The sequence below is a fragment of the Pseudomonas sp. MWU13-2100 genome, from assembly GCF_023242365.1.
GTDB lineage: Bacteria > Pseudomonadota > Gammaproteobacteria > Pseudomonadales > Pseudomonadaceae > Aquipseudomonas.
Genome location: NZ_JALLIX010000009.1, coordinates 111,820 through 136,515 on the forward strand (window position 1 = coordinate 111,820; position 24,696 = coordinate 136,515).

A 24,696-nucleotide genomic window follows, 5' to 3' on the forward strand; every position below is an offset into this window, starting at 1 on the left:
GAGCAAGCTTGCTCCTACAGTGAGCCGTTTGCCCACGCTATTGACTGCGCCACGATCCCCCGTAGGAGCGAGCTTGCTCGCGATAGGTTCCAAGGCCAGCGCCGCCTCGCGCTGGGCACCCTGACCCTGGCCATCGCCCTGGCCGGTTGCGCCAGCCTGCCCGACCAGCGCCTGGCCAATGAAGCGCTCAAGCGCGGTGACACCGCCCTGGCCGAGCAGAACTACCGCAAGCTGGCCGACCTGGGCTACAGCGACGCACAGGTCGGCCTGGCCGATATCCAGGTGGAAAGCCGCGACCCGGCCAAGCTCAAACTGGCGGAAGCGACCTACCGCGCCGCCGCTGATACCTCGCCCCGTGCCCAGGCACGCCTGGGCCGCCTGCTGGTGGCCAAACCTGGCGCCAGCGAAACCGAACACCGCGAAGCCGAAGGCCTGTTGAAAAAGGCCTTCGCCTTTGGCGAAGGCAACACCCTGATCGCCCTGGCAATGCTCTACCTGCAATTCCCGCAGAGCTTCCCCGAGGTCAATGCCCAGCAACAGATCAGCCAATGGCGTAGCGCCGGCTACCCGGAAGCGGGCCTGGCGCAAGTGCTGCTCTATCGGACCCGGGACACCTACGACCAGCATCTGGACGAGGTGGAAAAGATCTGCAGGAGCGCACTCAACAGCAGCGACATCTGTTACGTCGAACTGGCCACCGTGTACCAGAAACGCGCCCAACCGGAGCAACAGGCTGCCCTGCTCAAGCAACTGCAGGCCGCCTACAGCCGTGGCGCCGTCGGTGCCCAACGGGTCGACAGCGTGGCCCGCGTGCTCAGCGATGCGAGCCTCGGCCAACCGGATGAGAAGACCGCCCAAGCGCTGCTGGAACAGATCGCCCCCGGCTACCCGGCCTCCTGGGTCAGCCTGGCGCAACTGCTCTACGACTTCCCCAACCTGGGCGACGTCAAGCAGATGCTGGAATACCTGGACAACGGCCGCGCCGCCGACCAGCCCCGCGCCGAACTGCTGCTGGGCAAGCTCTACTACGAAGGCAAATGGGTGCCGGCCGACGCCAGGCAGGCCGAAGCGCATTTCCAGAAAGCCCTCGGCAAGGAAGTCGCCGCCGATTACTACCTGGGGCAGATCTATCGTCGTGGCTACCTCGGCCAGGTCTACTCGCAAAAGGCCCTCGACCACCTGCTCAAAGCCGCCCGCAACGGCCAGAACAGCGCCGACTTCGCCATCGCCCAACTGTTTTCCCAAGGCCGTGGCACCAAGCCCGACCCGCTCAATGCCTACGTGTTCAGCCAACTGGCGAAAGCCCAGGACACGCCACTGGCCAATGAGCTGGCCCAACAACTTGACGCCCAACTGCCGCCGGCCCAGCGCGCCGACGCCCAGCGCCTGTTGCAACAGGAACAGCGCCTGCGCGGGACCCTGAGCCGCAATCCGCTGGACCTGCAACAAGTCCTGCAGGAAGGCGATCGCGAGGAAAAAACCTTATGACACTCAATCCATTCGTCAAGGCCGGTCTCGGCCTGAGCTTCGCCCTGATCTGGTCCTGCCCGAGCCTGGCGGCGATCACCGAGACCCGGAACTTCGGCCTCGAAGTGAAAATCACCGGCCAGTCCGAAGACGACCGCGACCTTGGTACCCTCAAGGGCGGCGACGTCAACGGCATCGGGCTGGACCTGCGGCCGTGGGTCTACGGCGAGCGCGGCAACTGGAGCGCCTACGCCATGGGCCAGGCCGTGACCGCCAGCGACATCATTGAAACCGACACCCTGCAACAGTCCGATGCCAGCCAGGAGACCTCGAGCAACGACGCCCGCAAACCGGACAAAAGCTACCTGGCCCTGCGTGAATTCTGGATCGGCTACAAGGGCCTGACGCCTTATCCGGGCGAGCAGCTCAAGCTCGGTCGCCAGCGCCTGCGCAATGACGACGGGCAGTGGCGCGACACCAATATCGAAGCGTTGAACTGGAGCTTCGACACCACCCTGCTGCGCGCCAATCTGGGCGCCGCCGAGCGCTTCAGCGAGTACCGCACCGACCTCACCGAACTGGCGCCCAAGGACAAGGACCGCCTGCATGTCTACGGCGACGTCGCCTACCAGTGGACCCCCGGCCAATGGCTCGGTGTACGCGCCCACCACACCCATGACGACGGCTCGCTCGACTACCCGACACCCGGCGTCGCCGCCGACCCGCTCGATAAAAAAGCCAATGGCGACCTGACCTGGCTCGGCGTGGAAGCCAACAGCGACGCTTATAACTGGCGCAACACCAATACCGTCAACTACTGGGCCAGCCTGACCGGCATGAGCGGCCACCGCGACAGCGTCAACCCGCTCAACGCCGACGGCAGCCGTCCCGTGGATGCCAGCCAGGGCAGCCACATCAACGGCTGGACCACCGACCTCGGCGTACGCCTGCGCCTCGACCCGAACTGGCAGGTCGGCGCCGCCTATGCCCGCGCCAGCGGCGACTACGAACAGAACGGCCTGGAAAGCAACCGCTCGAACTTCACCGGCACCCGTTCGCGAACCCACCGTTTCGGCGAAGCCTTCCGTGGCGAAATGAACAACCTGCAGACCGCCACCCTGTTCGGCTCCTGGCAGCTGCGCGAGGACTATGACGCCAGCCTGATCTACCACAAGTTCTGGCGCGTCGACGGGCAGAAGGACGTCGGCAGCAACGGCATCAACGCTGTACAGAACAACTACGACGACGCCACCGGCGCCCTGCTCTCCAGTGCCTCGCTGCCGTTGCAGGACGGCAAGAAGGACCTGGGCCAGGAAGTCGACCTGGTAGTGACCAAGTACTTCAAGCAAGGCCTGCTGCCGGCGGCGCTGAGCCAATCGATCGACGAGCCTTCGGCACTGGTGCGCTTTCGCGGTGGCGTGTTCAAGCCCGGCGATGCCTACGGAAAGAGCGTCGATTCCTACATGCACCGGGCGTTTGTCGACGTGATCTGGCGCTTCTGATGCAGACCGCCAAGGGAGTGACCGAGATGAACCATAGCGCCCTGCAAGGCTCGCTCAGCATATTGGCCGGCGCCCTGCTGCTGGCCAGTAGCGCGGCCTTCGCCAGCGTCGAAGCGCCGCCCGGCAAAACCGAGCACGCACCGATCATGGCCAAGGAGCTGCAACAGGCCAAGACCTACACCGTCAGCAGCGCGCCGACCGAGCCGCTGCACCTGGAAAAACCCAAGCTGCCGAACCTCGCCGGCTACACCGCCGAGGCCGTCGCGGCAAAGATAGTGCGCGGCAAACCGGGCAAGATCAGCGTGCGGCGGATGATGCAGGAAGACGCCCTGAAGGACTTTATCGGCGGCGACAACAAGATGGCCGAGTGGGTGGTGCGCCAGCATGGCATTCCCCAGGCGATCTTCATCGACGACGGTTATATAAACCTCAAGGATCTGAGCAAAAAACTGCCCAAACAGTACATCAGCGAAACCTCGCCGGGGGTATTCCTGGCCAGGATACCGATCGTGGTCGGGCGCAAGGGCATCCTCGAAGTCGACAAACAGACCCAGGAACTGCGGCTGTCCCAGGAAGGCGGTTCGTTCCTGGTCAACGACGGCCAACTGTTTATCCGTGACACCAAGGTCACCGGTTGGCGCGAAGCCGAGAATGGCCCGGCGACCTTCCGCGCAGCCAAGGATTTCCGGCCGTTCCTGCTGGCCTGGGGCGGTACCGAAACCTATATCGTCAACAGCCGGATGGCCAGTTTCGGCTATGCCAACAGCAAGTCCTACGGTGTGAGTATTTCCCAGTACACGCCGAAGATGGCCCAGGTGCTCAAGCGCCCCGAGCCGACCGGCTGGATCATCGGCTCCGAGTTCTCGGACATGTGGTACGGCTTCTACTGCTACGAGACCCGCGACTTCGTGCTCAAGGGCAACACCTACCGCGACAACATCGTCTACGGCATCGACCCCCACGACCGTTCCCATGGGCTGATCATCGCCGACAACACCGTGCACGGGACCAAAAAGAAGCACGGCATCATCATTTCCCGGGAAGTGAACGACAGCTTCATCTTCAACAACCGCAGCTATGACAACCAGCTCTCGGGCCTGGTGATCGACCGTAACAGCGTCAACAACCTGGTCGCCTACAACCAGATCTACCAGAACCACTCCGACGGCATCACCCTCTACGAGAGCGCCGACAACCTGATCTACGCCAACAGAGTCATCGGCAACAAGCGCCACGGCATCCGGATCCGAAACAGCGTGAATATCCGCCTGTACGAGAACGTCGCCATGGCCAACGGCCTGACCGGGGTCTACGGCCACATCAAGGACCTGAGCGACACCGACCGCGACATCAAGCTCGATCCGTTCGACGCCGAGGTCTCGCTGATCGTGGTCGGTGGCGAACTGGCCGGCAACGGCAGCGGCCCGCTGTCCATCGACTCGCCCTTGAGTGTCGAGCTGTACCGGGTGTCGATGCTCGCCCCGACGAAAACCAGCGGCATCAGCTTCAGCGGGATTCTCGGCGATCGCCAGGATGAAATTCTCGACCTGCTGGTGCGCCAGCAGAAAGCCGTGCTGATCGACCCCGTCGAACGCCAGACACCCCTGCGGGATTGAGGACGACCTTTATGAACCCACATCTGATCAAACTGCTCGGCCTGTCCGGCCTTGCCGCGGCAATTTTCGCCGCCAGCGGCCCCCTCAAGGCCGAGGAAGCACAGGCGCCGAGCTTCAGCGCCGAGCCCTGCTGCAGCCTGTGCCCGGCAGCCCATGACGCGAAGAACTACACCACCCGCTACCAGCAGAACTTCACCACCCTGGTCCAGGCCCAGGGCGACTGGCTGTTCCGCACCCAGGAAGACCTGCGTACCGAGTTCGACACCAGCCCCGCCGGCTACCGGCGCCTGCAACAGCTGCACGATGCCTTCAAAAGCAAGGGCGTGGAGTTGGTGGTGGTCTACCAGCCGACCCGTGGCCTGGTGGATCGCAACAAACTGTTCCCGGCCGAGCGCGCCAAGTTCGACTACGAAAAAGCCCTGGGCAACTACCAGGCAATGCTCGGGCGCTTCGCCAGGATGGGCTACTTTGTCCCGGACCTGTCACCGCTGACCAACGAGCAGCAGGCCCACGACTTCTACTTCCGTGGCGACCAGCACTGGACCCCGTACGGCGCCGAGCGCACCGCGAAAATCGTCGCCGAGACGGTGAAGAAGATCCCGGGCTTCGCCGACATTCCCCATCGCGAATTCGAGACCAAGGTCTCCGGGCGCATGGGCAAGACCGGCACCCTGCACAACATGGCCGGCCAGCTCTGCGGCACCAGCTATGCGATCCAGTACATGGAACAGTTCAGCACCGAGCCCAAGGGCGAAGCGGCGGACGGCGACCTGTTCGGCGATGCCGGCAACCCGCAGATCACCCTGGTGGGCACCAGCCACAGCGGCAAGAACTACAACTTCGCCGGCTTCCTGCAACAGTACATCGGCGCCGACATCCTCAACGTCGCCTTCCCCGGTGGCGGCCTGGAGGGCTCGATGCTGCAGTACCTGGGCAGCGAGGCGTTCCAGAAGACCCCGCCGAAAGTGCTGATCTGGGAGTTCTCACCGCTGTATCGCCTGGACCAGGAAACCATCTACCGGCAAATGATGGCCCTGCTCGATAACGGCTGCGAAGGCAAGAACGCCGAGATGAGCGCCAGCACCACGGTCAAGACGGGCAAGAACGAACTGCTGGTCAACCGCAACAACCGCGACCTGCGCAACAGCGCGCACCAGGTCGATATCCGTTTCGCCGACACCTCGGTGAAAACCCTGCACGCGACCCTCTGGTACATGAACGGCCGCCACGAGGACATCAAGATCGACAAACCGCAAACTTCCGACACCGACGGACGTTTCGCCTTTGAACTGCGCACCGACGAAGACTGGGCCAATCAGAACCTGCTGGCTCTCGAAGTCCAGGGCCCGGAAGCCGGCGGCGCGCCACAGCAAGTCGAGGCGAAGATCTGCAAACGCAACGTATTCCCCAGCGCCGAGCCCCATGTGGCACAGGCCGGGCTATGAGGTGCCTACCGATGAAACTCCGCACACTGCTTGCTCCTTCGCTACTGGGCCTGGCGATCATCGCCGGCTCGGTCCAGGCTGCCGCGCCACTGCGTCCGCCCCAGGGTTACCTGGCCGCCATCGACAAGGTCAAGAGCGGCGCCAACAGCGACGGCTGTGACGCCATGCCGCCGCCCTACACCGGCTCGTTGCAGTTCCGCAGCAAATACGAGGGCTCCGACAAGGCTCGCTCGACCCTCAACGTGCAGTCGGAAAAAGCCTTCCGCGACACCACGTCCGACATCACCAGGATGGAACGCGGCACCAGCAAGCGGGTGATGCAGTTCATGCGTGACGGGCGCCCGGAGCAGTTGAGCTGCACCCTGAACTGGCTGACCGCCTGGGCCCAGGCCGACGCGTTGATGTCCAAGGATTTCAACCACACCGGCAAGTCCATGCGCAAATGGGCGCTGGGCAGCATGGCCTCGGCCTATATCCGCCTGAAGTTCTCCGACTCCCATCCGCTGGCGCCCCACCAGAAGGAAGCGCAACTGATCGAGGCCTGGTTCAGCAAGATGGCCGACCAGGTGGTCAGCGACTGGGACAACCTGCCGCTGGAAAAAACCAACAACCACTCCTACTGGGCGGCCTGGTCGGTGATGGCGACCGCGATCGCCACCGACCGTCGCGACCTGTTCGATTGGGCGGTGAAGGAATACAAGGTCGGGGCCAACCAGGTCGACCCGCAGGGTTTCCTGCCCAACGAACTCAAGCGCCAGCAACGGGCCTTGGCTTATCACAACTACGCGTTGCCGCCGCTGGCGATGATTGCCAGTTTTGCCCTGGCCAATGGCGTGGACCTGCGCCAGGAAAACAATGGTGCGCTCAAACGCCTGGGTGACCGGGTGCTGGCCGGGGTCAAGGACCCTGGGGAATTCCAGGCCAGGAACGGCAAGGAACAGGACATGACCGACCTCAAGGTCGATTCGAAATTCGCCTGGCTCGAACCGTACTGCACGCTCTACACCTGCGCGCCGGATGTGCTTGAACACAAACATGCGATGCAACCGTTCAAGACCTTCCGCCTGGGCGGCGACCTGACCAAGGTCTATGACCCGACGCACGAAAAGGGCAACAAAAACCCGTAACACCAGTCCTCCCACTCTCCTGTGGGAACGCAGCTTATGTGGGAGCGCAGCTTGCCCGCGAAGCTTTTGGCGTTCTTGAGGGCCCCTTCGCGGGCAAGCTCCGCTCCCACAGGGGCATGGGTTTCCACAGTGAGATGGGGGGAGGTTGGGATTGATTCAAATGTTGTAGAGCGCCCCCGATTACCACGGGGGGTTTGGGGGGGCTTTGGCCCTTGACCGTTGATCAAACAAGGAGAGCCCGGGATGGTCTTTTCATCCAATGTGTTCCTGTTCCTGTTCCTGCCGATCTTTCTCGGCCTGTACTACCTGAGCGGGCAACGCTATCGCAACCTGCTGTTGCTGATCGCCAGCTACGTGTTCTACGCCTGGTGGCGGGTCGACTTCCTGGCGCTGTTCGCCGGCGTCACCCTGTGGAACTACTGGATCGGCCTCAAGGTCGGCGCCGCCGGCGTGCGCAGCAAACCGGCACAACGCTGGCTGCTGCTCGGCGTGGCCGTCGACCTGGGCATCCTCGGCTACTTCAAGTACGCCAACTTCGGTGTCGACAACCTCAACGCGATCATGACCTCGTTCGGTCTCGAACCGTTCATCCTGACCCACGTGCTGCTGCCGATCGGGATCTCGTTCTACATCTTCGAGTCCATCAGCTACATCATCGACGTCTACCGTGGCGACACCCCGGCAACGCGCAATCTGATCGACTTCGCGGCCTTCGTGGCGATCTTCCCGCACCTGATCGCCGGCCCGGTGCTGCGCTTTCGCGACCTCGCCGAACAGTTCAACAACCGCACCCACACCCTCGACAAATTCTCCGAGGGCGCCACGCGGTTCATGCAGGGCTTTATCAAGAAGGTCTTTATCGCCGACACCCTGGCGGTGGTCGCCGACCATTGCTTCGCCCTGCAACACCCGAGCACCGGCGACGCCTGGCTCGGCGCCCTGGCCTACACCGCGCAGCTGTACTTCGACTTCTCCGGCTACAGCGACATGGCCATCGGCCTGGGCCTGATGATGGGCTTCCGCTTCATGGAGAACTTCAAACAGCCGTACATCAGCCAGTCGATCACCGAGTTCTGGCGGCGCTGGCATATCAGCCTGTCGACCTGGCTGCGCGACTACCTCTACATCACCCTGGGCGGCAACCGCAAAGGCACGCTGATCACCTACCGCAACCTGTTCCTGACCATGCTGCTCGGCGGCCTGTGGCACGGTGCCAACCTCACCTACATCGTCTGGGGCGCCTGGCACGGCCTGTGGCTGGCGATCGAAAAAGCCCTGGGCATCGACACCAACCCGCGCCGCTTCAACCCGATCCGCTGGGCCCTGACCTTCCTGCTGGTGATCATGGGCTGGGTGATTTTCCGCTCCGAAAACCTGCACGTCGCCGCGCGCATGTACGGCGCCATGTTCAGCTTCAGCGAGTGGTCACTGTCGGAACTCAACCGCGCCAGCCTCACCGGCCTGCAAGTGGCGACCCTGGTGCTGGCCTACGCAACCCTGGCGTTCTTCGGCCTGCGCGACTTTTACCGCAACCCGCCCGCCGCCAAAGCCAAGGCCAAACCCGCCGACGGCCCGGCCACCGCGCAACCCGGTCTGATCAAGGCCGTACCCGGTGAAGCAGCCGGCAGCATTCACCAACCCGGCTATAGCGTCGGGGTCGAGGCCGAGGTTCAACCGGCTTACTGGGTCGCCGACTGGCCGCGTTATGTGATGCGCAGCCTGGTGCTGCTGCTGTTCATCGCCTCGATTCTCAAACTCTCGGCGCAAAGCTTCTCGCCATTCCTTTATTTCCAGTTCTGAGGGAGCCGACCATGACCCGCTCATTCCGCATCCTCTACATCGCCCTGTTCCTCGCCACCTTGCTGGGGTTGGGGTTGTGGTCGCTACGCAGCTTTATCGGCTTCAGCACCAATGCCGACACCACACTACTTGACGGGCGCTGGACCAAGGCCGTCGAGACCCGCTACGACGGTGAATTCCCGATCAAGCGCCTGGGCACCAACCTCTGGGCCGCGCTGGACTTCAAGCTGTTCAACGAAGGCCGCCCCGGCGTGGTACTGGGCCGCGACCAGTGGCTCTACAGCGATGAGGAGTTCAACCCGGTTGCCGGCGAGCAGCAGAACCTGCAAGGCAACTACGCGCTGGTCGAAGGCGTGCGCCAGACCCTCAAGGCCAAGGGCGTGAAGCTGGTGCTGGCGATCGTTCCGGCCAAGGTCCGCCTGTACCCGGAACACCTGGGCGACGTGCGCCCGGCGAGCATCCACGCCAACCTCTACCAGAACTTCCATGCCCGGGCCGCCGCTGAGCGGATCCTTGCTCCCGACCTGCTGGGCCCGCTGCAACAGGCCAAGCAACAAGGCCAGCAAGTGTTCCTGCGCACCGACACCCACTGGACCCCGGACGGCGCGCAAATCGCCGCGACCCAACTGGCCGCCGCCATCGGCAAGCACGCCCCGCTCAGCGGCGAGCCGCAACGCTTTGTCACCGAAGCCGAAAAGACCGAGCAGCACAAGGGCGACCTGACCCTGTTCCTGCCGCTGGACCCGCTGTTCAGCAACCTGATGCCGCCCCAGGAGCCCCTGGAAAAACGCGCCACCCGCGTCGCTGACAATCAGCCAGCCGGCGGTGATGCGCTGTTCGCCGATAACGAAGTCCCGGTGGCGCTGATCGGCACCAGCTACAGCGCCAACCCGAACTGGAACTTCGTCGGCGCATTGAAACAGGCCCTGCACCGCGACGTGGTGAATTACGCCGAAGACGGCCACGGCCCGATCCTGCCGATGCTCGCCTACCTGGAAAGCGACGCCTTCAAAAACAGTCCGCCGCAGCTGCTGATCTGGGAATTCCCGGAGCGCTACCTGCCGGTCAACAACGAAATCGGCGATGCCGACCCCAAGTGGGTCGCGCAATTGAAAGCCACGGGGCTGCACCAACAGAACCTGGTCCGGAACACACCTAAATCCGAGTCGCCTGCACAGGCGCAAAACTGAAAGAGGTACTTACCATGACCTTCAACGCCACTCGTAAAAACACTCAACAGCGCGCGGTCAGAACCCTGGCCCTGGCCGCCGGCCTGAGCCTGTTGTCTTTGTCCGCCTGGGCCGGCGATGCCGCCCTGTATGGCCCGATTGCGCCGAAAGGCTCGAGCTTCGTACGCATCTACAACGCCAGCAACCAGGAGGTCAGCGCCAGCGTCGGCGCCACCGCGATCAATGACGTCGCGCCGCTGGCCAGCAGTGATTTCAGCTTTATGCCCGGTGGTGACTACAGCGCCAAGGTCGGCAGCCAGGCGCTGCCGCTGAAACTGGCCTCCGACCACTATTACACCCTGGTCAACAACGCCGGCGGCCAGCCGCAACTGATCGAAGAGCCGCCGTTCAAGAACAAGCAGAAGTCCCTGGTGCGGGTACAGAACCTGAGTGACAAGGCCCTGACCCTGAAGACCGCCGACGGCAAGACCGACGTGGTCCAGGCGGTGGCGGCCAAGGGCCGTGGCGAGCGCGAGATCAACCCGGTGAAAGTCAGCTTCGCCCTGTACGACGGCACGACCAAAGTCAGCGACCTCAAGCCGGTGGCCCTGGAGCGCGGTGAAGCGGCGGTGCTCTACGTCACCGGCAACGGCAGCAACCTGTCGCCGGTCTGGGTCAAGCGCCCGGTTTCGACGCGCTGACCGATTTACCAGGGATTCAGGTCACTCATACACCTATCAAGCCGGTTGAATTACCTGTGGCGAGGGGGCTTGCCCCCGCTGGAGCGCGAAGCGGTCCCAAAACCTGTGACCACGCACTATCAGGTAAATCGAGGCACCTGGTTTTACGACTGCTGCGCAGTCGAACGGGGGCAAGCCCCCTCGCCACAGTAGCTCTAACCCATAGACTGTTTAAAGGAGTAACACCATGATTCCAGTAATCCTCTCAGGTGGTAGCGGCTCACGTCTTTGGCCACTCTCGCGCAAGCAGTTTCCCAAGCAATTCCTCGCCCTCACCGGCAAGGAAACGCTGTTCCAGCAAACCCTGGAACGCCTGGTATTCGACGGCATGGAAAGCCCGATCGTGGTCTGCAACCTGGACCACCGTTTTATCGTCAACGAACAACTGAGCAACCGCCAGCTCAGCACCCAGCGCATCCTGATGGAGCCCTTCGGCCGCAACACCGCACCGGCCGTGGCCCTGACCGCGATGCTGCTGGTCAACGAAGGCCGCGACGAACTGATGCTGGTGCTCCCGGCCGACCACGTGCTCGACGACCAGAAAGCCCTGCAACGCGCCCTGGCCCAGGCCACCGTGGCCGCCGAGCGCGGTGAAATGGTGTTGTTCGGCGTGCCGGCGACCAAACCGGAAACCGGCTACGGCTACATCAAGTCGAGCAACGATGCGCTGCTGCCGGAAGGCGTCAGCCGGGTCTCGCAATTCGTCGAGAAACCCGATGAAAAACGCGCCACCGAGTTCGTCGAAGCCGGCGGTTACTTCTGGAACAGCGGCATGTTCCTGTTCCGTGCCAGCCGCTTCCTCGAAGAACTGAAAAAGCACGACCCGGACATCTACGACACCTGCCTGCTGACCCTGGAGCGCAGTACCCAGGACGGCGACAGCGTGACCCTCGACGAAGCCACCTTCGCCCAATGCCCGGACAACTCCATCGACTACGCGGTGATGGAAAAGACCCAGCGCGCCTGCGTGGTCCCGCTGAGCGCCGGCTGGAGCGACGTCGGCTGCTGGTCATCGTTGTGGGACGTACATGAGAAGGACGAAAACGGCAACGTCAGCAAAGGCGACGTGGTCATGCAGGACAGCCGCAACTGCATGATCCACGGCAACGGCAAGCTGGTCTCGGTGATCGGCCTGGATGACATCGTCGTGGTCGAAACCAAGGACGCGATGATGATCGCCCACAAGGACAAGGTCCAGGGCGTGAAACAGATGGTCAACACCCTCAACGCCCAGGGTCGCAGCGAAACCCAGAACCACTGCGAGGTCTACCGGCCCTGGGGTTCCTATGACTCGGTGGACATGGGCGGGCGCTTCCAGGTCAAGCATATCTCGGTCAAGCCGGGGGCCTGCCTGTCGTTGCAGATGCACCACCACCGCGCCGAACACTGGATCGTGGTCAGCGGCACCGCCGAAGTGACCTGCGACGACAACGTGTTCCTGCTCTGCGAGAACCAGTCCACCTACATCCCGATTGCCTCGGTGCACCGCCTGCGCAACCCGGGCAAGATCCCGCTGGAAATCATCGAAGTGCAGTCCGGCAGCTACCTGGGCGAAGACGATATCGAGCGCTTTGAAGATGTCTATGGGCGTTCGACGGCGGTTGAGCATGAGGTGAAAACCATCGTCCAGTAAACTACAGTGTTCCACTCACCCCCGCCCCGCTGGCTGCGTCCCCCCCTATCCGCAGCCAGGGAGGCGGGGGTGTTTTTTTTGCCTGCGCAATCGCAGGTTCGACGAAAGACAGAGATGGCTGATTCTTCATGCGGGCGTGCCGATAATTTGATGTTCAGCCTACGGCGGTTTATCCACAGGGCAGGGAGGCCTCATGACGTTGACGGTCGGCAACGGGCAACGGGCAACGGGCAACGGGCAACGCGCGCCTATCGAACGGGCGAACAGATGTACATCCCCCAGACCTTGTCGTACTTTCCCTATCAGCCCAGCTCCGAGGTTTTCCATGATTGGGTGTGGGAGACCAAGGTCAGCCATGAATGAGATGCTGAGCAAGATCCAAGCCGGCGGCACGCTGCTCACCCCCCTTTCGTCACGACGGCGAGCGGTTCGAAATGGGTGGTCACTCATCCCAACGTGGTGCTGAACATCATCCCGGATGCCGCCAAGACGGTGCTGATCACCTTTTACAAGACGTGATTGTGTCGGCTATCAGCCGGGATAGGACATCTTCAGAATCGAGACCACCTACTGTCAGAAATGACAGGGCCGATAAATGGTCATGACAAGCCTGCAGCCCTATATCGCAACCAGCCAAAGGGGTGCCTGGATCAACTGCCAGCTGCACCAGATGTAGTGTCGCGGCGTTTTCCTATGGTTTGCCTATCAGGGCTATAGCGCGAAGTCGTACAGCGCTCAACTCTGCCGCGGATACCTTGCCCTTGAGCTCTGCCTTTCGGAAGCTGAACAGAGCATATCCCGACAGTCCCAGACGATAGCCTGAATCCGTGGCGAACTGTTACCGACAAGGGTCAAGAAAAAAACGACCCGCCCATTGCCCCGTCACGCCCCTCCAAACCATCCATAACCCATTGAATCCATGAAAGAACCACCATTAAAACGATGATCATGCAGATCCCGACTACAATAATGGCACTTTGACACCCGTTATTATTGACAGGTTACATTGGATCACATTTGAAGTTGAATACCTCCCAACACTGAAACAGGGCGGCAGGGTATCAAGCATGAAAAGGACGAGCTCGGTCATCGAGATAAAAACTCGACAAGCGTTCAGGGCGGAGCTGGGCAGCCTGGAGGTACCACTCATCCGTCCGCGACCGGCCGTGGTGCTGGTCTACAGCCGCCACTGTCCATCGTGCGAGCGGCTCAAACCCCTGCTTGAAGCCCTGGCTACGGGCCCCTACCAGGAACGGGTGGCGTTTTATCAGATCAGTTACCCGATCTTCAAACTGTTCCAGCCGCAGATCACGATCGAGTACGTCCCGGCCTTGTTCTTCCTCGATGCCCATGGCACCCAGAGCCATATGTACGGCACGCAAAAAGACGAGGTGAAGAAGGGCCTCGACACGCTCATTTTTGTCTCGAGCGGGGTATTCTCGGAGATCTTCGACTCCCAAGCCCACTGAGGACGTGCCATGCCCGTTGCCCTGATCACCGGATGTTCCAGCGGCATCGGCCGTGCCTTGGCGGATGTGTTCAAACAGGCGGGGTATGAGGTCTGGGCCTCGGCCCGCCGGGCCGAGGATGTGGCGGTGCTGGCCGGCGCCGGCTTCACCGCGGTAAAGCTCGACGTGAATGATGGCGAGGCCCTGCGATTGTTGGGCGAACGCATCAACCAGCAGAGCGGCGGCCTCGACGTGCTGATCAACAATGCCGGCTACGGCGCCATGGGACCGCTGCTCGATGGCGGCGTCGAGGCCATGCGCCGGCAGTTCGAAACCAATGTCTTTTCCATCGTCGGGGTGACCCGGGCGATGCTCCCGGTGCTGCGCCGCAGCCGAGGATTGGTGGTGAATATCGGCAGCGTGTCCGGGGTGCTGGTGACGCCGTTCGCCGGGGCCTATTGCGCCTCCAAGGCGGCGGTGCATGCCTTGAGCGATGCCTTGCGCATGGAGCTGGCGCCGTTCGGGATCCGAGTGATGGAAGTGCAGCCCGGAGCCATCGATACCGCCTTTGCCAAGAACGCCGGGCATGAAGCCGAACAGCTGCTTGCCGAACACTCGCCCTGGTGGCCGTTGCGTGAAGGGATTCGTGCGCGGGCCAATGCCTCGCAGAACAATCCGACGCCCGCCGCCAGCGTGGCCGCCGACTTGCTCAAGGCTGCGCAACAAGCCCGGCCGCCACGCCTGTTGCGCCTGGGCAATGGCTCTCGGGCACTGCCATTGATCGCCTGGTTGTTGCCCAAGGGTATGCTGGAAAAAGTGCTGATGAAGCGGTTTGGCTTGAACGCACATCTGTAACAAGCGGCCGGCAAGCAATGCCATTGACTTAAGCCTGAACACCTACTTTGTGAGAGCCGTGCCTGTGTGGGAGCGGTGCTTGCCCGCGAAGAACGATGACGCGGTGTACCTGAAAAACCGCAGCGCTCCCTTCGCGGGCAAGCACCGCTCCCACACATGATCTTGCGCTGTTGAACTTGTACATTTTCAAGGGAACACGATTGCGCTCAGGCGTGGTCCTTCATGAAGTCGATAAACACCCGGACCTTCAACGGCAGGTGCCGGGTGTCCGGGTACAGCGCGTAGATCCCCTGTTCGACAAAGCGGTAGTCGTTCAACAGACGGCACAGGCGCCCCGTCTCCAGGTCTTCGCGCACCAGCCAATCCGGCAGGATCGCCACGCCCTGCCCCGCCAGGGCAAAGCCACGCAGCACCGAGGAATTGTCGGCGACGATGCGTGACTGCTCGGCGCCGGGCCGAAAGAAAAACTGTTCGCCACTCGTCACATGGGTCAGGCCAAGATCACCCAAGCGTCGATGCACCAGGCTCTGCACCTGCTGCAAGTCCTCGAACGTGCGCGGCTCGCCGCCGGGCAGCCCGGCGACAAACGCCGGTGAAGCCACGGCAAAGATCTTGAAGGTGCTGAGCTGCGTTGCCCGGTGGCTGGAGTCGGAGACCTGGCCGAGACGGATCGCCACGTCGAACCCCTCCGAGATCAGGTCGGCGTGGGTCGAGGAGGTCAGCAGATGCACCTTCAACTCCGGGTGGATCTGCCGGAACAGCTCCAGCGCCGGCACCACCTTGGCCAGCGCATATTCCACCGTGGTGGTGATTCGTAGCGTGCCGCGCAGTTGCGTATGCTCCGAGCGCGCTTCATCAATGGCCAGCCGGGCCTGTTCCAGCATGCTCAGGCAACGCCCATAAAAACGCTCGCCGGCTTCGGTCAGGGCCAGGCGCCGAGTGTTGCGGGTCAACAGGGTTACGCCGAGTTCGGCTTCCAGGCGCTTGAGGGTGAAGCTGACCACGGCGCGGGTCTGCCCTAGCAATTCGGCGGCGGCGGTCAACGAACCCGCCTCGACCACGGTCTTGAAAGTCTCGAAACGATCCAGGCTGACCATGAGCCCTCGCCTCCATTGTCAAAATAATTTTGACAAACTAGCAGCCAAATCGCGGTTTCCCAAACAACGGCGGCGACCTAACCTGTCGCTACAAGGAGAATCCGCATGAACGATAAAGCGCTGTACCTCAATGAAGTGATCGAAACCCTTACAGCCATCGAACAGTGGTTTTCCGGAGGCATGGCGGACAACGCGCTGGAGTCGTTGCTGGCGCGGTTCTCGGAGACCTTTTCCATGGTCACGCCCACTGGCAGACAACTGGACAAAGCGGGGTTGGGCGAATTGTTCAGCAGTGCGGGCGGACACCGACCGGGTTGTGTCATTACCCTCGGAGAGCTTGAAGTGATTGCATTGCATGAAGCCGGTGCCGTAGTTCGTTATCGCGAATGGCAGGCTGATGACACCGGTACGCCTACCGATCGGCTGGCCACGGCGGTGTTTGAAAAACAGCCGGGTGGACAGGTGCTATGGCGGCATTTGCACGAGACCTTCACTCAGGCCTGAAAGACGAACCTTGCATCTGTCTTGCGGACGCCATCGCCGGCAAGCCGGCTCCCACGCAGGTTGGTGTTTCAGGCCTGACTGAGCATTGTCAGTTCGTGACGACGCCAGGTCGCTCATCCAACACCGAATCCACCCAGCGCTGAGCCAGCTCGATCAGGTGCACAACCCCCATCGCCACCTGACGGTTGGAACCGGTCTGGTTGTCGGCGTGTTCATAGGCCGTGGCCGCTGCCGATTGCAGGACGGAGTAGGCATTGACGAGGGCGTCTTCTCGGCTTTTGGGGTCGGGGAGACGGTAAAGCGATGAGTTGACGGCAGAAGATTTCGGACGCTGATGTGGCCCCAGGTCGTAATGCGCGAAAGCACGGTCGGCGGCTTGGGGGTCGATGGTTTCGGTGCTGGTTGAAAGCGGCGGGTTGGGGGTGATCTTGAACATGGAATCGGTACTCCTGATCTGCTTGAAGGAGCCGTCACCATTGCTGCTAAACAAGAGGGTGGCAGCCGTACGCAGGTTAGCAGACCGGTGATCAGGAAAACCGGCGCACCGAAGTGCCCTGCGCACGACCACCATAAAACGGAGGCTGAAAAAAAGCGCCTCGTAGAAGGTGGCGCTGTGCGCCTGATCACATTGGGCTGCTAAACCCGATCACTGATGTGCAGTGACAGACCAAAGCCTAGTCGCGCAATCAGGCACAAACAAGCGCCCGGGATTTTCTAGGAAATTTCACTCAAGGGAAAGCGAGTTGTCTTGCTGGCCGAGCTTGCCTCGAAGCTTTTGGCGCTCTTGAGGGCGCTTTCGCGGGCGAGCCCGGCTCCTACAGGGTTGTGTCGTACACAAAGTGGGTGAACGACTGAAAACTGTAGGAGCAGGGCATGGTCCGGGCGGCGTTCCGACGAAGCTTTAAGCGATTTTCAGGCCCCCGCCGGCTTGACAATCACCGTGCACGTAATCCCCGCCGCCAACAGCACCCCGTCCGGCACCTGATCGATATGAATCCGCACCGGCACCCGCTGGGCCAGGCGCACCCAGTTGAAGGTCGGATTCACATCGGCGATCAGCTCGCGGCTCTCCGGGTTATCACGGTCATAGATCCCCCGCGAGATACTCTCCACATGCCCCTTGAGCACTTCCCCGCTCATCAATTGCATCTCGGCCGGATCCCCCACCTTCAAATGCGGCAACTTGGTCTCTTCAAAGAACCCATAAACCCAGAACGAGTTCATATCCACCACCGCCATCTTCGCCTCGCCGATCCGCGCATAGTCGCCGCGATGCACATTGAGGTTGGTGACATAACCATCCACCGCCGCCCGCACTTCGGTGCGCGCCAGGTTCAACTGCGCCGCCTCCAACTGCGCCTGGGCCTGCTGGTAATCAGCCAGGGCCGCGTCGGCGGTGTTGCTGGCGTCATCGCGGCTTTCCTTGGAGATCACCAGGTTATCCAGGTCCGCGCGGCGGTGGGCGTTGAGCTTGCGCATCTCCCAGGTGGCCTTGCGCGAGTCCACCAGCGACTGCGCCTGCTTGACCGCGATGCGGTAGTGCTCGGGATCGATACGCATCAGCAGGTCGCCCCGCTTCACCACCTGGTTGTCACGCACCGGCACCTCCACCACTTCGCCGGTGACATCCGCCGCGACGTTGATGATGTCGGCGCGCACCCGGCCGTCACGGGTCCAGGGGGTTTCCATGTATTGCACCCAGAGGAACCGGCCGATGCCGATCGCAAGGGCCAGGACCAGCAAGGTGGCGATCAGGCTGAAAAGCTTTTTCATCAGGTCGTTCTCAACGGTAGACAGTGAGCGCCAAGGCGCCGAACAAGCAGCAGAACAGGCTCAGGCGCAGCAACGCCGGGTGCCAGAAGAAGCGGTACAGGTCATGGCTGGCGATAAAGCGGTCCAGCGCCCAGCCCAGCCCCGCCGCGATCAAAAACATCAGGGTCATGGTCGGCATGTACACGCCATGGAAGGCCACTTCACGGGGCATGGGGATTTCCTTGTGGACGGCCCAGGTCGGCCAGCGGTGATTGCGGGTCCAGCAACGAGGTGCGGATAAAGTGCAGGTAGCTTTGCACCCGGCGCAGGGCCGAGGTGTCGAAGTGCCGGGCAAAGGGTTCGTCGGTGGCCTGGACCCGGCTGATGGCATGGTCCACCGCCACCAGCCCACGCTCCAGGTTGCTCGCGTTGGGCTGGATGAACAGGCGCACCAGCGCCCGGCCCATGACCCGGATCGACTGGCGCCACGGCTGCGACTCGGCATACGCCGGGTGCACCGGCAAGATCGCCTGCTCCTTGCGCAGTTCGATAATCGCGTGGCCGACTTCCAGCACCACGAACATCCAGCGCAACAGCTGGCTCTGCACTTTCGGCTGCCCGGCGGCCAGGCCGTAGGCCTGGTGCAGCAGGTCGCGGGTGCCGCTTTCGAAGGTCGAACCAAGGCCCTTGAGTTTGCCGCTGATGGCGAACACCACCTGTTCGCGCAGGTCCTGCTCCAAGCGCCGCCACAGCCAGCGGCTGTTGGGTGGCAGGATGATCGCCCCGGCCGCCGCGCAGACCAGCATGCCTAGGACCATGCCGATGTAGTCGTTGATAAAGCTGTAGGGGTTGTAGATGGTCAGGTTGTCCGGCACCGAACCGATACTGAAGAAGATCAACAGGCCCAGGCCGATACCGGCATACCGCGGCCGCGAAGCGAGAAAGGCACCGAGCACGATCACCGGCGCGAGCATCAGGCAGAGCAGCGGGAAGCCGTCGATCCGGGGAAACACGAAGAACATCTCGACAAAGCCGATCACCGCGCCGAGCAGGGTGCCGCAGGCCATCTGGAAGGCCATGCGCTTGGGGTTCGGCGTGGCGGCGGAAAGCCCCACGGTGGCGGCCGAGACCAGGGTCATGGTCACCCCGCTCGGCCAGGCGGTCGCCACCCAATAGCTGCCGAGCACGATCAGGATGAACGCGGCGCGAATCCCCGAGGCCGAGGCGGCGAGCCAGTTGGTTTTCGGCACATAGGGTTCGTCCCACTGTTCGCGCTCGTGGTGGTGATCGGCCAGGGACGCGTGGGTCAGCGCGTAGCTGTGCAGTTCCTCGACAAAGCGATAGAGCAGCTCGTAAGCGGTGTGAAAATCCAGCAGGTCGGCTTCGCTCGGCTCACTTTGCTGGAAACTCGCCCGCAGGCTACGCACCCGCTCCGGCAAGCCCTGCTTGTAATCAGCCAGGCGGATCGCCAGACGCTGGGCGTCGGCGTCGGTCAGGGCCCGCCCGGCAAAGTCGTCGAGCAGTTCGCCTAGGCTCGGAAAGCCCGGTTCGATGGCCGCCAGCACTTCGACCCGGCCCCGGCTGCGCAGGCGCTCAAGTAACTGGTGCAAGGCGTTGAAGCGGGTGGTCAGGGTCATGAATTCGCTGTTCAGGCGGTTCAGCCGACCATTGCGCCGACGCATGTGCGGGTCTTCGAACACGGTGACGCTGCGCAACCCCTCAAGGCCTACCGCCTGGGCGATAAAGCCGACGTTGGCGGCTTCGAAGGCGGTCTGCGGATGGCTGCCGCGCAAACCGGCGCTGACAAACCCGGCGAACACCCCGAAGCGCTGGTAGAGCGCATTACGCATGGCGGCACTGGAGGTTTGCGGCAGGATCGCGGCGCTGACCAGGGTCGAGCAGAGAATCCCCAGGGAAATTTCCAGCACCCGCCACACCGCCGCCATAAAGGCCCCTTCCGGATGGGCCAGGGCCGGCAGGCCGACCATCGCGGCGGTGTAGCCGGCGAGGACAAAACCGTAGGCGCGAAAGTTGCGGTTGCGTTGCGCGCCGGCCGAGCAGAGGCCAACCCAGATCGCCAGCGCGCCGAGGAACAGTTCGGTGTACTGGGCGAACAGGGCGATCAGCGCCACCATCACCGTGGAACCGGCCAGGGTGCCGAGGAAGCGATAGAAGCTCTTGGCGAACACGTGGCCGCTCTGCGGCTGCATGACGATAAACACGGTGATCATCGCGGTGCGCGGCTGCGGCAATTCCAGGCGCATGGCCAGCCACAGGGTGAGGAACGCGGCGGCCAGGACCTTGAAGATATAGATCCAGGTCACGCCGTCGCTACGGGCCCAGTCGAAGAAACCACGACGCCATTCCAGGGAGTACAGCCAGCGCACCGGGGCGGGCAAGGGAGTCATGACGCGGTTCTCAGTGATCGAAGGCGGCCAGCACGGCCGGAGGTTTGTTCGCGACGGTGCGGCTCTCGGCCGGTACGTCGTTGCCCGCGCCCAGCCCGCCACCCAGTTCGGTGATGAGTTCGGCATGGGCACTCAGGCGCGCAGCCTGGACCTGCTGCTCGATCTGCTGCTGGTGAAACAGCAGGGTCTGGGCATTGAGCACATTGAGGTAGTCGGTCAGGCCACGCTGGTAGGCGATCATCGCGATGTCGTAGGTTTTCTGCGCCGAGGCCACGGACTCGGCGGCGAACACCTGCTGTTTGTCCAGGGACTCGCGGCGGATCAACTGGTCGGAAATACCCTTGAGGGCATTGACCAGGGTCTGGTTGTATTTCGCCACGGCGAGGTCATAACCCGCCGCCGCTTCGCCCAGTTCGGCGCGCAGGCGGCCGCCATCGAAGATCGGCAGGGACAGCGCCGGGCCGACGCCGTAGTTGAATTTCTTGCCGGTGAGAAACGCCAGCAGGCCGCCGCCAGTGGCCATGTAGCCGAGGTTGCCGACCAGGTCGACGTTGGGATAGAAGCCGGCGTGGGCGACATCGATGCCACGGGCCTGGGCCGCCACTTGCCAGCGGCTGGCGACCACGTCCGGGCGCTGGCCGAGCAGTTGCGCGGGCAGTGCCGAGGGCAGTTTCAAGGCCGTGTGCAGGGACAGCGCCGGCCGTTGCAGGCGCGCGCCCTCGCCCGGGCCGACGCCGGCCAGGGCCGCCAGCTGGTTGCGGCTCAGGGCGATCTCCTCGTCCAGCGCGTCGATCTGGCGATGGGTTTCCGGCAGCGGCGTCTCGGCCTGGCTGACTTCGAAATGGGTGCCGAGGCCGCCGTTCAGGCGTTTTTGCGCCAGGTCGAGAATCTGCATCTGCTGTTTGAGAGTGGCTTCGACGATATCGCGCTCGGCGTAGTGCAAGGACAGCTGGATGTAGGCGCGCACGATGCTGTTCTGCAATTCTAGGCGGGCCTGGCGGGCTTCGGCGACGCTCATATGGGCCAGGTCGACGGCCCGTTCGCTGGCGTTGCTTTCGCGGCCCCAGAGGTCCAGGGAATAGCTCAGGCCCAGGGCGGCGTTGTTGTCCCAGGTGGTGGTGCTCGCCAACTCGCCGGGGCCGTAGAATTGGTCGTTGGCCCAGTTATGCCGTTTGAGCGCGGCGTCGCCCTTGATCTGCACGGACTCGGCGGACTCGGCCAGGCCGGCCAGGGCCCGGGCCTGGCGCACGCGGGCGGCGGCCATGGCCAGGCTCGGGCTGCCTTGCACGGCGCGTTCGATCCATTGGTCCAGTTGACGGTCACCGTAGGCCCGCCACCACTGCGCAACCGGCCAGTGCGCGTCGCGCTCGGCGCTCTGGATCGCCTGGTCGGTAAGCAAGGTGTTCGCCGCAAGGGTCTGGCCCTGTGGGGCAATACCTCCGGTTCCGATGCAGCCGCTGATAGCCAAGGATAAAGCCCAAACACTGAGAGTCTTCAGCTCTCTGCTGATGCGACGCGGCACTGCTGCAAATTCCTGGGGTAGGGAGAAAAGCGGTTTCCTGTGGGCACGGCGTCGGGCACAACACTGTCCTGTAGGAGCAGGGCTTGTCCGCGAAGGCGTCCATGAGAACGCTAAAAGCTTCGCGGGCAAGTCCTGCTCCTACAGTTATGAGGTGTTATTGGGAGCAGAGGTGCACACAGGTCGGGGCAATTCTAGAGGGCAGCCTGTCAGGCGATAAGATGGCCTTTCTGTGAAGCTTTGTTACCGTTAACGCGATAATCCCTTGGTCGTATGCCCAACACCCCGTTACTTCGTGTCACAATTTACCGTCACCCCAGAGAGCACTCCATGGACACCTTGCAAAATATGCGCGCTTTCAGTTGCGTGGCCGAAGCCGGCAGCTTCACCGCCGCCGCCGTGCAACTGGACACCACGACGGCCAACGTCTCGCGCGCGGTCTCGGCTCTTGAGGCCCACTTGCAAACCCGCCTGCTCAACCGTACCACCCGGCGCATCGCCCTGACCGAAGCCGGCAAGCGTTACCTGCTGCGTTGCGGGCAGATCCTGGCCTATGTCGAGGAAGCCGAAGCCGAGGCCAGCGACGCCCATGCGCGGCCGGCCGGGCAGTTGAAAGTGCACTCGATGACCGGGGTCGGCCAGCATTTCGTGATCGATGCGATTGCCCGTTATCGCAAGACCCATCCCGATGTGACCTTCGACCTGACCCTGGCCAACCGGGTGCCGGACCTGCTCGACGAGGGCTATGACGTGTCCATCGTGTTGGCCAGCGAGTTACCGGACTCGGGGTTTGTTTCGCAGCGCCTGGGGATTACTTACAGCATCGTCTGTGCCTCGCCGGCCTATGTGAAGGCCAACGGCTGCGCGCAGCGCCCCAGTGACCTGCTCAACCATGCCTGCCTGCGCCTGGTGAGCCCGGTGATCGCCCTGGACCGCTGGGCCTTCGACGGGCCGGATGGGCAGGAGGCGGTGAACATTGCGACGTCGCCGTTCCTGGTCAACTCCGCCGATGCGATGAAAGCGGCGATCATCAGCGGCATGGGCGTCGGCGTGTTGCCGGTGTATGCGGCGATCGAGGGCCTGCGCAATGGCAGCCTGGTGCGGATGATGCCCAGCTACCGCTCGCAGGAGTTGAATGTGTATGCGATCTATCCGTCGCGCCAGTATCTGGATGCGAAGATCAAGACCTGGGTCGAGTACCTGCGCGGCTCCTTGCCGGAAATCCTGGCCGCCCATCAGGCCGAGTTGGCGGCGTATGAGCTGAAAAGCGTGCGTATCGCCAACTGAGATCATCAGCGCCTGCCAGGCCGCCGTCGCCGGCAAGCCAGCTCCCACAGGGATTGGTGCGCGACGATAGTATTGTGTTGAAACACCGGCTCAATGTGGGAGCGGAGCTTGCCCGCGAAGCTTTTGGCGTCCTTGAAGGCCTCTTCGCGGGCAAGCTCCGCTCCCACAAGGTTTTGTGACGCCACGGAAATACAATCCAGCGCACAACTCCGGCGAAAAATGATAGCGTGCTTTGCATTCCCGCCGTTCGATGAGCCCTGCGATGAAAAAAACCGTACTCGCCTTCAGCCGCGTCACCCCCGCCATGGTCGAACAGCTGCGCCAGGATTTCGAGGTGATTGTCCCGGATCCCAAGCTCGGTGATCTCAACGCCCAGTTCGACGCCGCCCTGCCCCATGCCCACGGCCTGATCGGCGTCGGCCGCAAGCTCGGACGCGCCCAGCTGGAAAACGCCGCCAAGCTCGAAGTGGTCTCCAGCGTCTCGGTCGGCTACGACAACTATGACGTGGCCTACTTCAATGAACGCGGGATCATGCTCACCAACACCCCCGATGTGCTCACCGAAAGCACCGCCGACCTCGGCTTCGCCCTGCTGATGAGCAGCGCCCGCCGGGTCGCCGAGCTGGATGCCTGGACCAAGGCCGGGGAGTGGAAGGCCAGCGTCGGCCCGGCCCTGTTCGGTGGTGACGTACACGGCAAGACCCTGGGCATCGTCGGCATGGGCAATATCGGCGCGGCCGTGGCCCGTCGTGGCCATCTCGGCTTCAACATGCCGATTCTCTACAGCGGCAACAGCCGCAAGCCGGAACTCGAACAACAACTTGGCGCGCAGTTGCGCAGTCTCGACGCCCTGCTCGCCGAAGCCGACTTCGTGGTGCTGGTGGTGCCGTTGAGCGACAAGACCCGCCACCTGATCAGCCAGCGCGAACTGGGCTTGATGAAGCCGGACGCAATCCTGATCAATATCTCCCGCGGCCCGGTGGTGGACGAACCGGCACTGATCCAGGCCCTGCAAAACGGCACCATCCGTGGCGCCGGGCTGGACGTCTACGAGAAGGAACCCCTGGCCGAGTCGCCGTTGTTCCAACTGAAGAACGCCGTGACCCTGCCGCATATCGGCTCGGCCACCCACGAAACCCGTGAAGCCATGGCCAACCGCGCGCTGGCCAACCTGCGCAGCGCCCTGCTCGGCGAGCGGCCGCGCGACCTGGTCAACCCCCAGGTCTGGAAGGGCTAGGCGAGCACGGGGCCGGGCTAATCCCGCTCGGCCCCGATATTGGCCTGCGCGCGCCGGACCAGGACCTGCCGCGTAGCCATTCGTCACGCC

Annotated in this window: 20 protein-coding genes; 14 read left to right on the forward strand and 6 right to left on the reverse strand. The window is 62.9% G+C overall.

Annotated elements, in window-relative coordinates; genetic code table 11:
* Positions 1–111 precede the first annotated feature (111 nt).
* The 11 genes from algK (at position 112) to M5B99_RS09150 (ending at position 14,802) form a co-directional block, all read left to right on the forward strand.
* Positions 112–1,488 (forward strand): alginate biosynthesis TPR repeat lipoprotein AlgK, encoded by a 1,377-nt coding sequence (algK, locus tag M5B99_RS09100; RefSeq protein ID WP_412548716.1) that lies wholly within the window; start codon positions 112–114, stop codon positions 1,486–1,488.
* Positions 1,485–2,969: an alginate export family protein gene (locus M5B99_RS09105; RefSeq protein ID WP_248803713.1), complete on the forward strand. Its 1,485-nt coding sequence runs from the start codon at positions 1,485–1,487 to the stop codon at positions 2,967–2,969. Before algK ends, M5B99_RS09105 begins: the two co-directional genes overlap by 4 nt.
* Entirely contained in the window at positions 2,969–4,585 is a 1,617-nt protein-coding gene (gene algG / locus M5B99_RS09110) for a mannuronan 5-epimerase AlgG (protein WP_248803714.1), read from the forward strand. The genes M5B99_RS09105 and algG overlap by 1 nt, the downstream gene beginning before the upstream one ends.
* Positions 4,586–4,596: 11 nt before the next feature.
* On the forward strand, positions 4,597–6,030 hold the full coding sequence (locus tag M5B99_RS09115) for an alginate O-acetyltransferase (RefSeq protein WP_248803715.1): 1,434 nt from the start codon (positions 4,597–4,599) through the stop codon (positions 6,028–6,030).
* A gap of 11 nt (positions 6,031–6,041) precedes the next feature.
* The gene (locus tag M5B99_RS09120; protein ID WP_248803716.1) at positions 6,042–7,157 is read left to right on the forward strand and encodes a mannuronate-specific alginate lyase; all 1,116 of its coding nucleotides are present in this window, start codon (positions 6,042–6,044) and stop codon (positions 7,155–7,157) included.
* Positions 7,158–7,400: 243 nt separating this feature from the next.
* The gene (locus M5B99_RS09125; protein WP_248803717.1) at positions 7,401–8,957 is read left to right on the forward strand and encodes an MBOAT family O-acyltransferase; all 1,557 of its coding nucleotides are present in this window, start codon (positions 7,401–7,403) and stop codon (positions 8,955–8,957) included.
* An 11-nt stretch (positions 8,958–8,968) separates the two neighbouring features.
* On the forward strand, positions 8,969–10,147 hold the full coding sequence (locus M5B99_RS09130; RefSeq protein ID WP_248803718.1) for an alginate O-acetyltransferase: 1,179 nt from the start codon (positions 8,969–8,971) through the stop codon (positions 10,145–10,147).
* A gap of 14 nt (positions 10,148–10,161) precedes the next feature.
* Positions 10,162–10,827 (forward strand): alginate O-acetyltransferase AlgF, encoded by a 666-nt coding sequence (locus tag M5B99_RS09135; RefSeq protein WP_248803719.1) that lies wholly within the window; start codon positions 10,162–10,164, stop codon positions 10,825–10,827.
* A gap of 226 nt (positions 10,828–11,053) precedes the next feature.
* Positions 11,054–12,499: a mannose-1-phosphate guanylyltransferase/mannose-6-phosphate isomerase gene (locus M5B99_RS09140; RefSeq protein WP_248803720.1), complete on the forward strand. Its 1,446-nt coding sequence runs from the start codon at positions 11,054–11,056 to the stop codon at positions 12,497–12,499.
* A gap of 1,067 nt (positions 12,500–13,566) precedes the next feature.
* A complete protein-coding gene (locus M5B99_RS09145; RefSeq protein WP_248803721.1) occupies positions 13,567–13,968 on the forward strand; it encodes a thioredoxin domain-containing protein in 402 nt (133 codons plus the stop codon).
* A gap of 9 nt (positions 13,969–13,977) precedes the next feature.
* Positions 13,978–14,802, forward strand: a complete 825-nt coding sequence (locus M5B99_RS09150) for an SDR family oxidoreductase (protein ID WP_248803722.1) — start codon at positions 13,978–13,980, stop codon at positions 14,800–14,802.
* A gap of 206 nt (positions 14,803–15,008) precedes the next feature.
* On the opposite strand, the gene M5B99_RS09155 is transcribed toward M5B99_RS09150, so the two are convergent.
* Entirely contained in the window at positions 15,009–15,899 is an 891-nt protein-coding gene (locus M5B99_RS09155) for a LysR family transcriptional regulator (RefSeq protein WP_248803723.1), read from the reverse strand.
* 105 nt (positions 15,900–16,004) lie between these two features.
* On the opposite strand from M5B99_RS09155, the gene M5B99_RS09160 reads away from it, so the two are divergent.
* Positions 16,005–16,403, forward strand: coding sequence for a DUF4440 domain-containing protein (locus M5B99_RS09160; protein WP_248803724.1), 399 nt, complete (start codon positions 16,005–16,007; stop codon positions 16,401–16,403).
* 88 nt (positions 16,404–16,491) lie between these two features.
* Here the strand turns inward: M5B99_RS09160 and M5B99_RS09165 are convergent, their stop codons facing one another.
* The 5 genes from M5B99_RS09165 to M5B99_RS09185 form a co-directional block, all read right to left on the reverse strand.
* A complete protein-coding gene (locus M5B99_RS09165; RefSeq protein WP_248803725.1) occupies positions 16,492–16,839 on the reverse strand; it encodes a DUF6124 family protein in 348 nt (115 codons plus the stop codon).
* 476 nt (positions 16,840–17,315) lie between these two features.
* Positions 17,316–18,176: an HlyD family secretion protein gene (locus M5B99_RS09170; RefSeq protein ID WP_248803726.1), complete on the reverse strand. Its 861-nt coding sequence runs from the start codon at positions 18,174–18,176 to the stop codon at positions 17,316–17,318.
* Positions 18,177–18,186: 10 nt separating this feature from the next.
* Complete coding sequence (locus tag M5B99_RS09175; RefSeq protein WP_191485610.1) at positions 18,187–18,387, reverse strand: DUF1656 domain-containing protein; 201 nt, start codon at positions 18,385–18,387, stop codon at positions 18,187–18,189.
* Positions 18,377–20,563: an FUSC family protein gene (locus M5B99_RS09180; protein WP_248803727.1), complete on the reverse strand. Its 2,187-nt coding sequence runs from the start codon at positions 20,561–20,563 to the stop codon at positions 18,377–18,379. Before M5B99_RS09180 ends, M5B99_RS09175 begins: the two co-directional genes overlap by 11 nt.
* A 10-nt stretch (positions 20,564–20,573) precedes the next feature.
* A complete protein-coding gene (locus M5B99_RS09185) occupies positions 20,574–22,085 on the reverse strand; it encodes an efflux transporter outer membrane subunit (RefSeq protein WP_248803728.1) in 1,512 nt (503 codons plus the stop codon).
* A gap of 327 nt (positions 22,086–22,412) precedes the next feature.
* On the opposite strand from M5B99_RS09185, the gene M5B99_RS09190 reads away from it, so the two are divergent.
* Both M5B99_RS09190 and M5B99_RS09195 read left to right on the forward strand, forming a co-directional pair.
* Positions 22,413–23,369 (forward strand): LysR family transcriptional regulator, encoded by a 957-nt coding sequence (locus tag M5B99_RS09190; protein WP_248803729.1) that lies wholly within the window; start codon positions 22,413–22,415, stop codon positions 23,367–23,369.
* A gap of 262 nt (positions 23,370–23,631) precedes the next feature.
* Positions 23,632–24,606: a 2-hydroxyacid dehydrogenase gene (locus tag M5B99_RS09195; protein ID WP_248803730.1), complete on the forward strand. Its 975-nt coding sequence runs from the start codon at positions 23,632–23,634 to the stop codon at positions 24,604–24,606.
* Positions 24,607–24,696 lie beyond the last annotated feature (90 nt).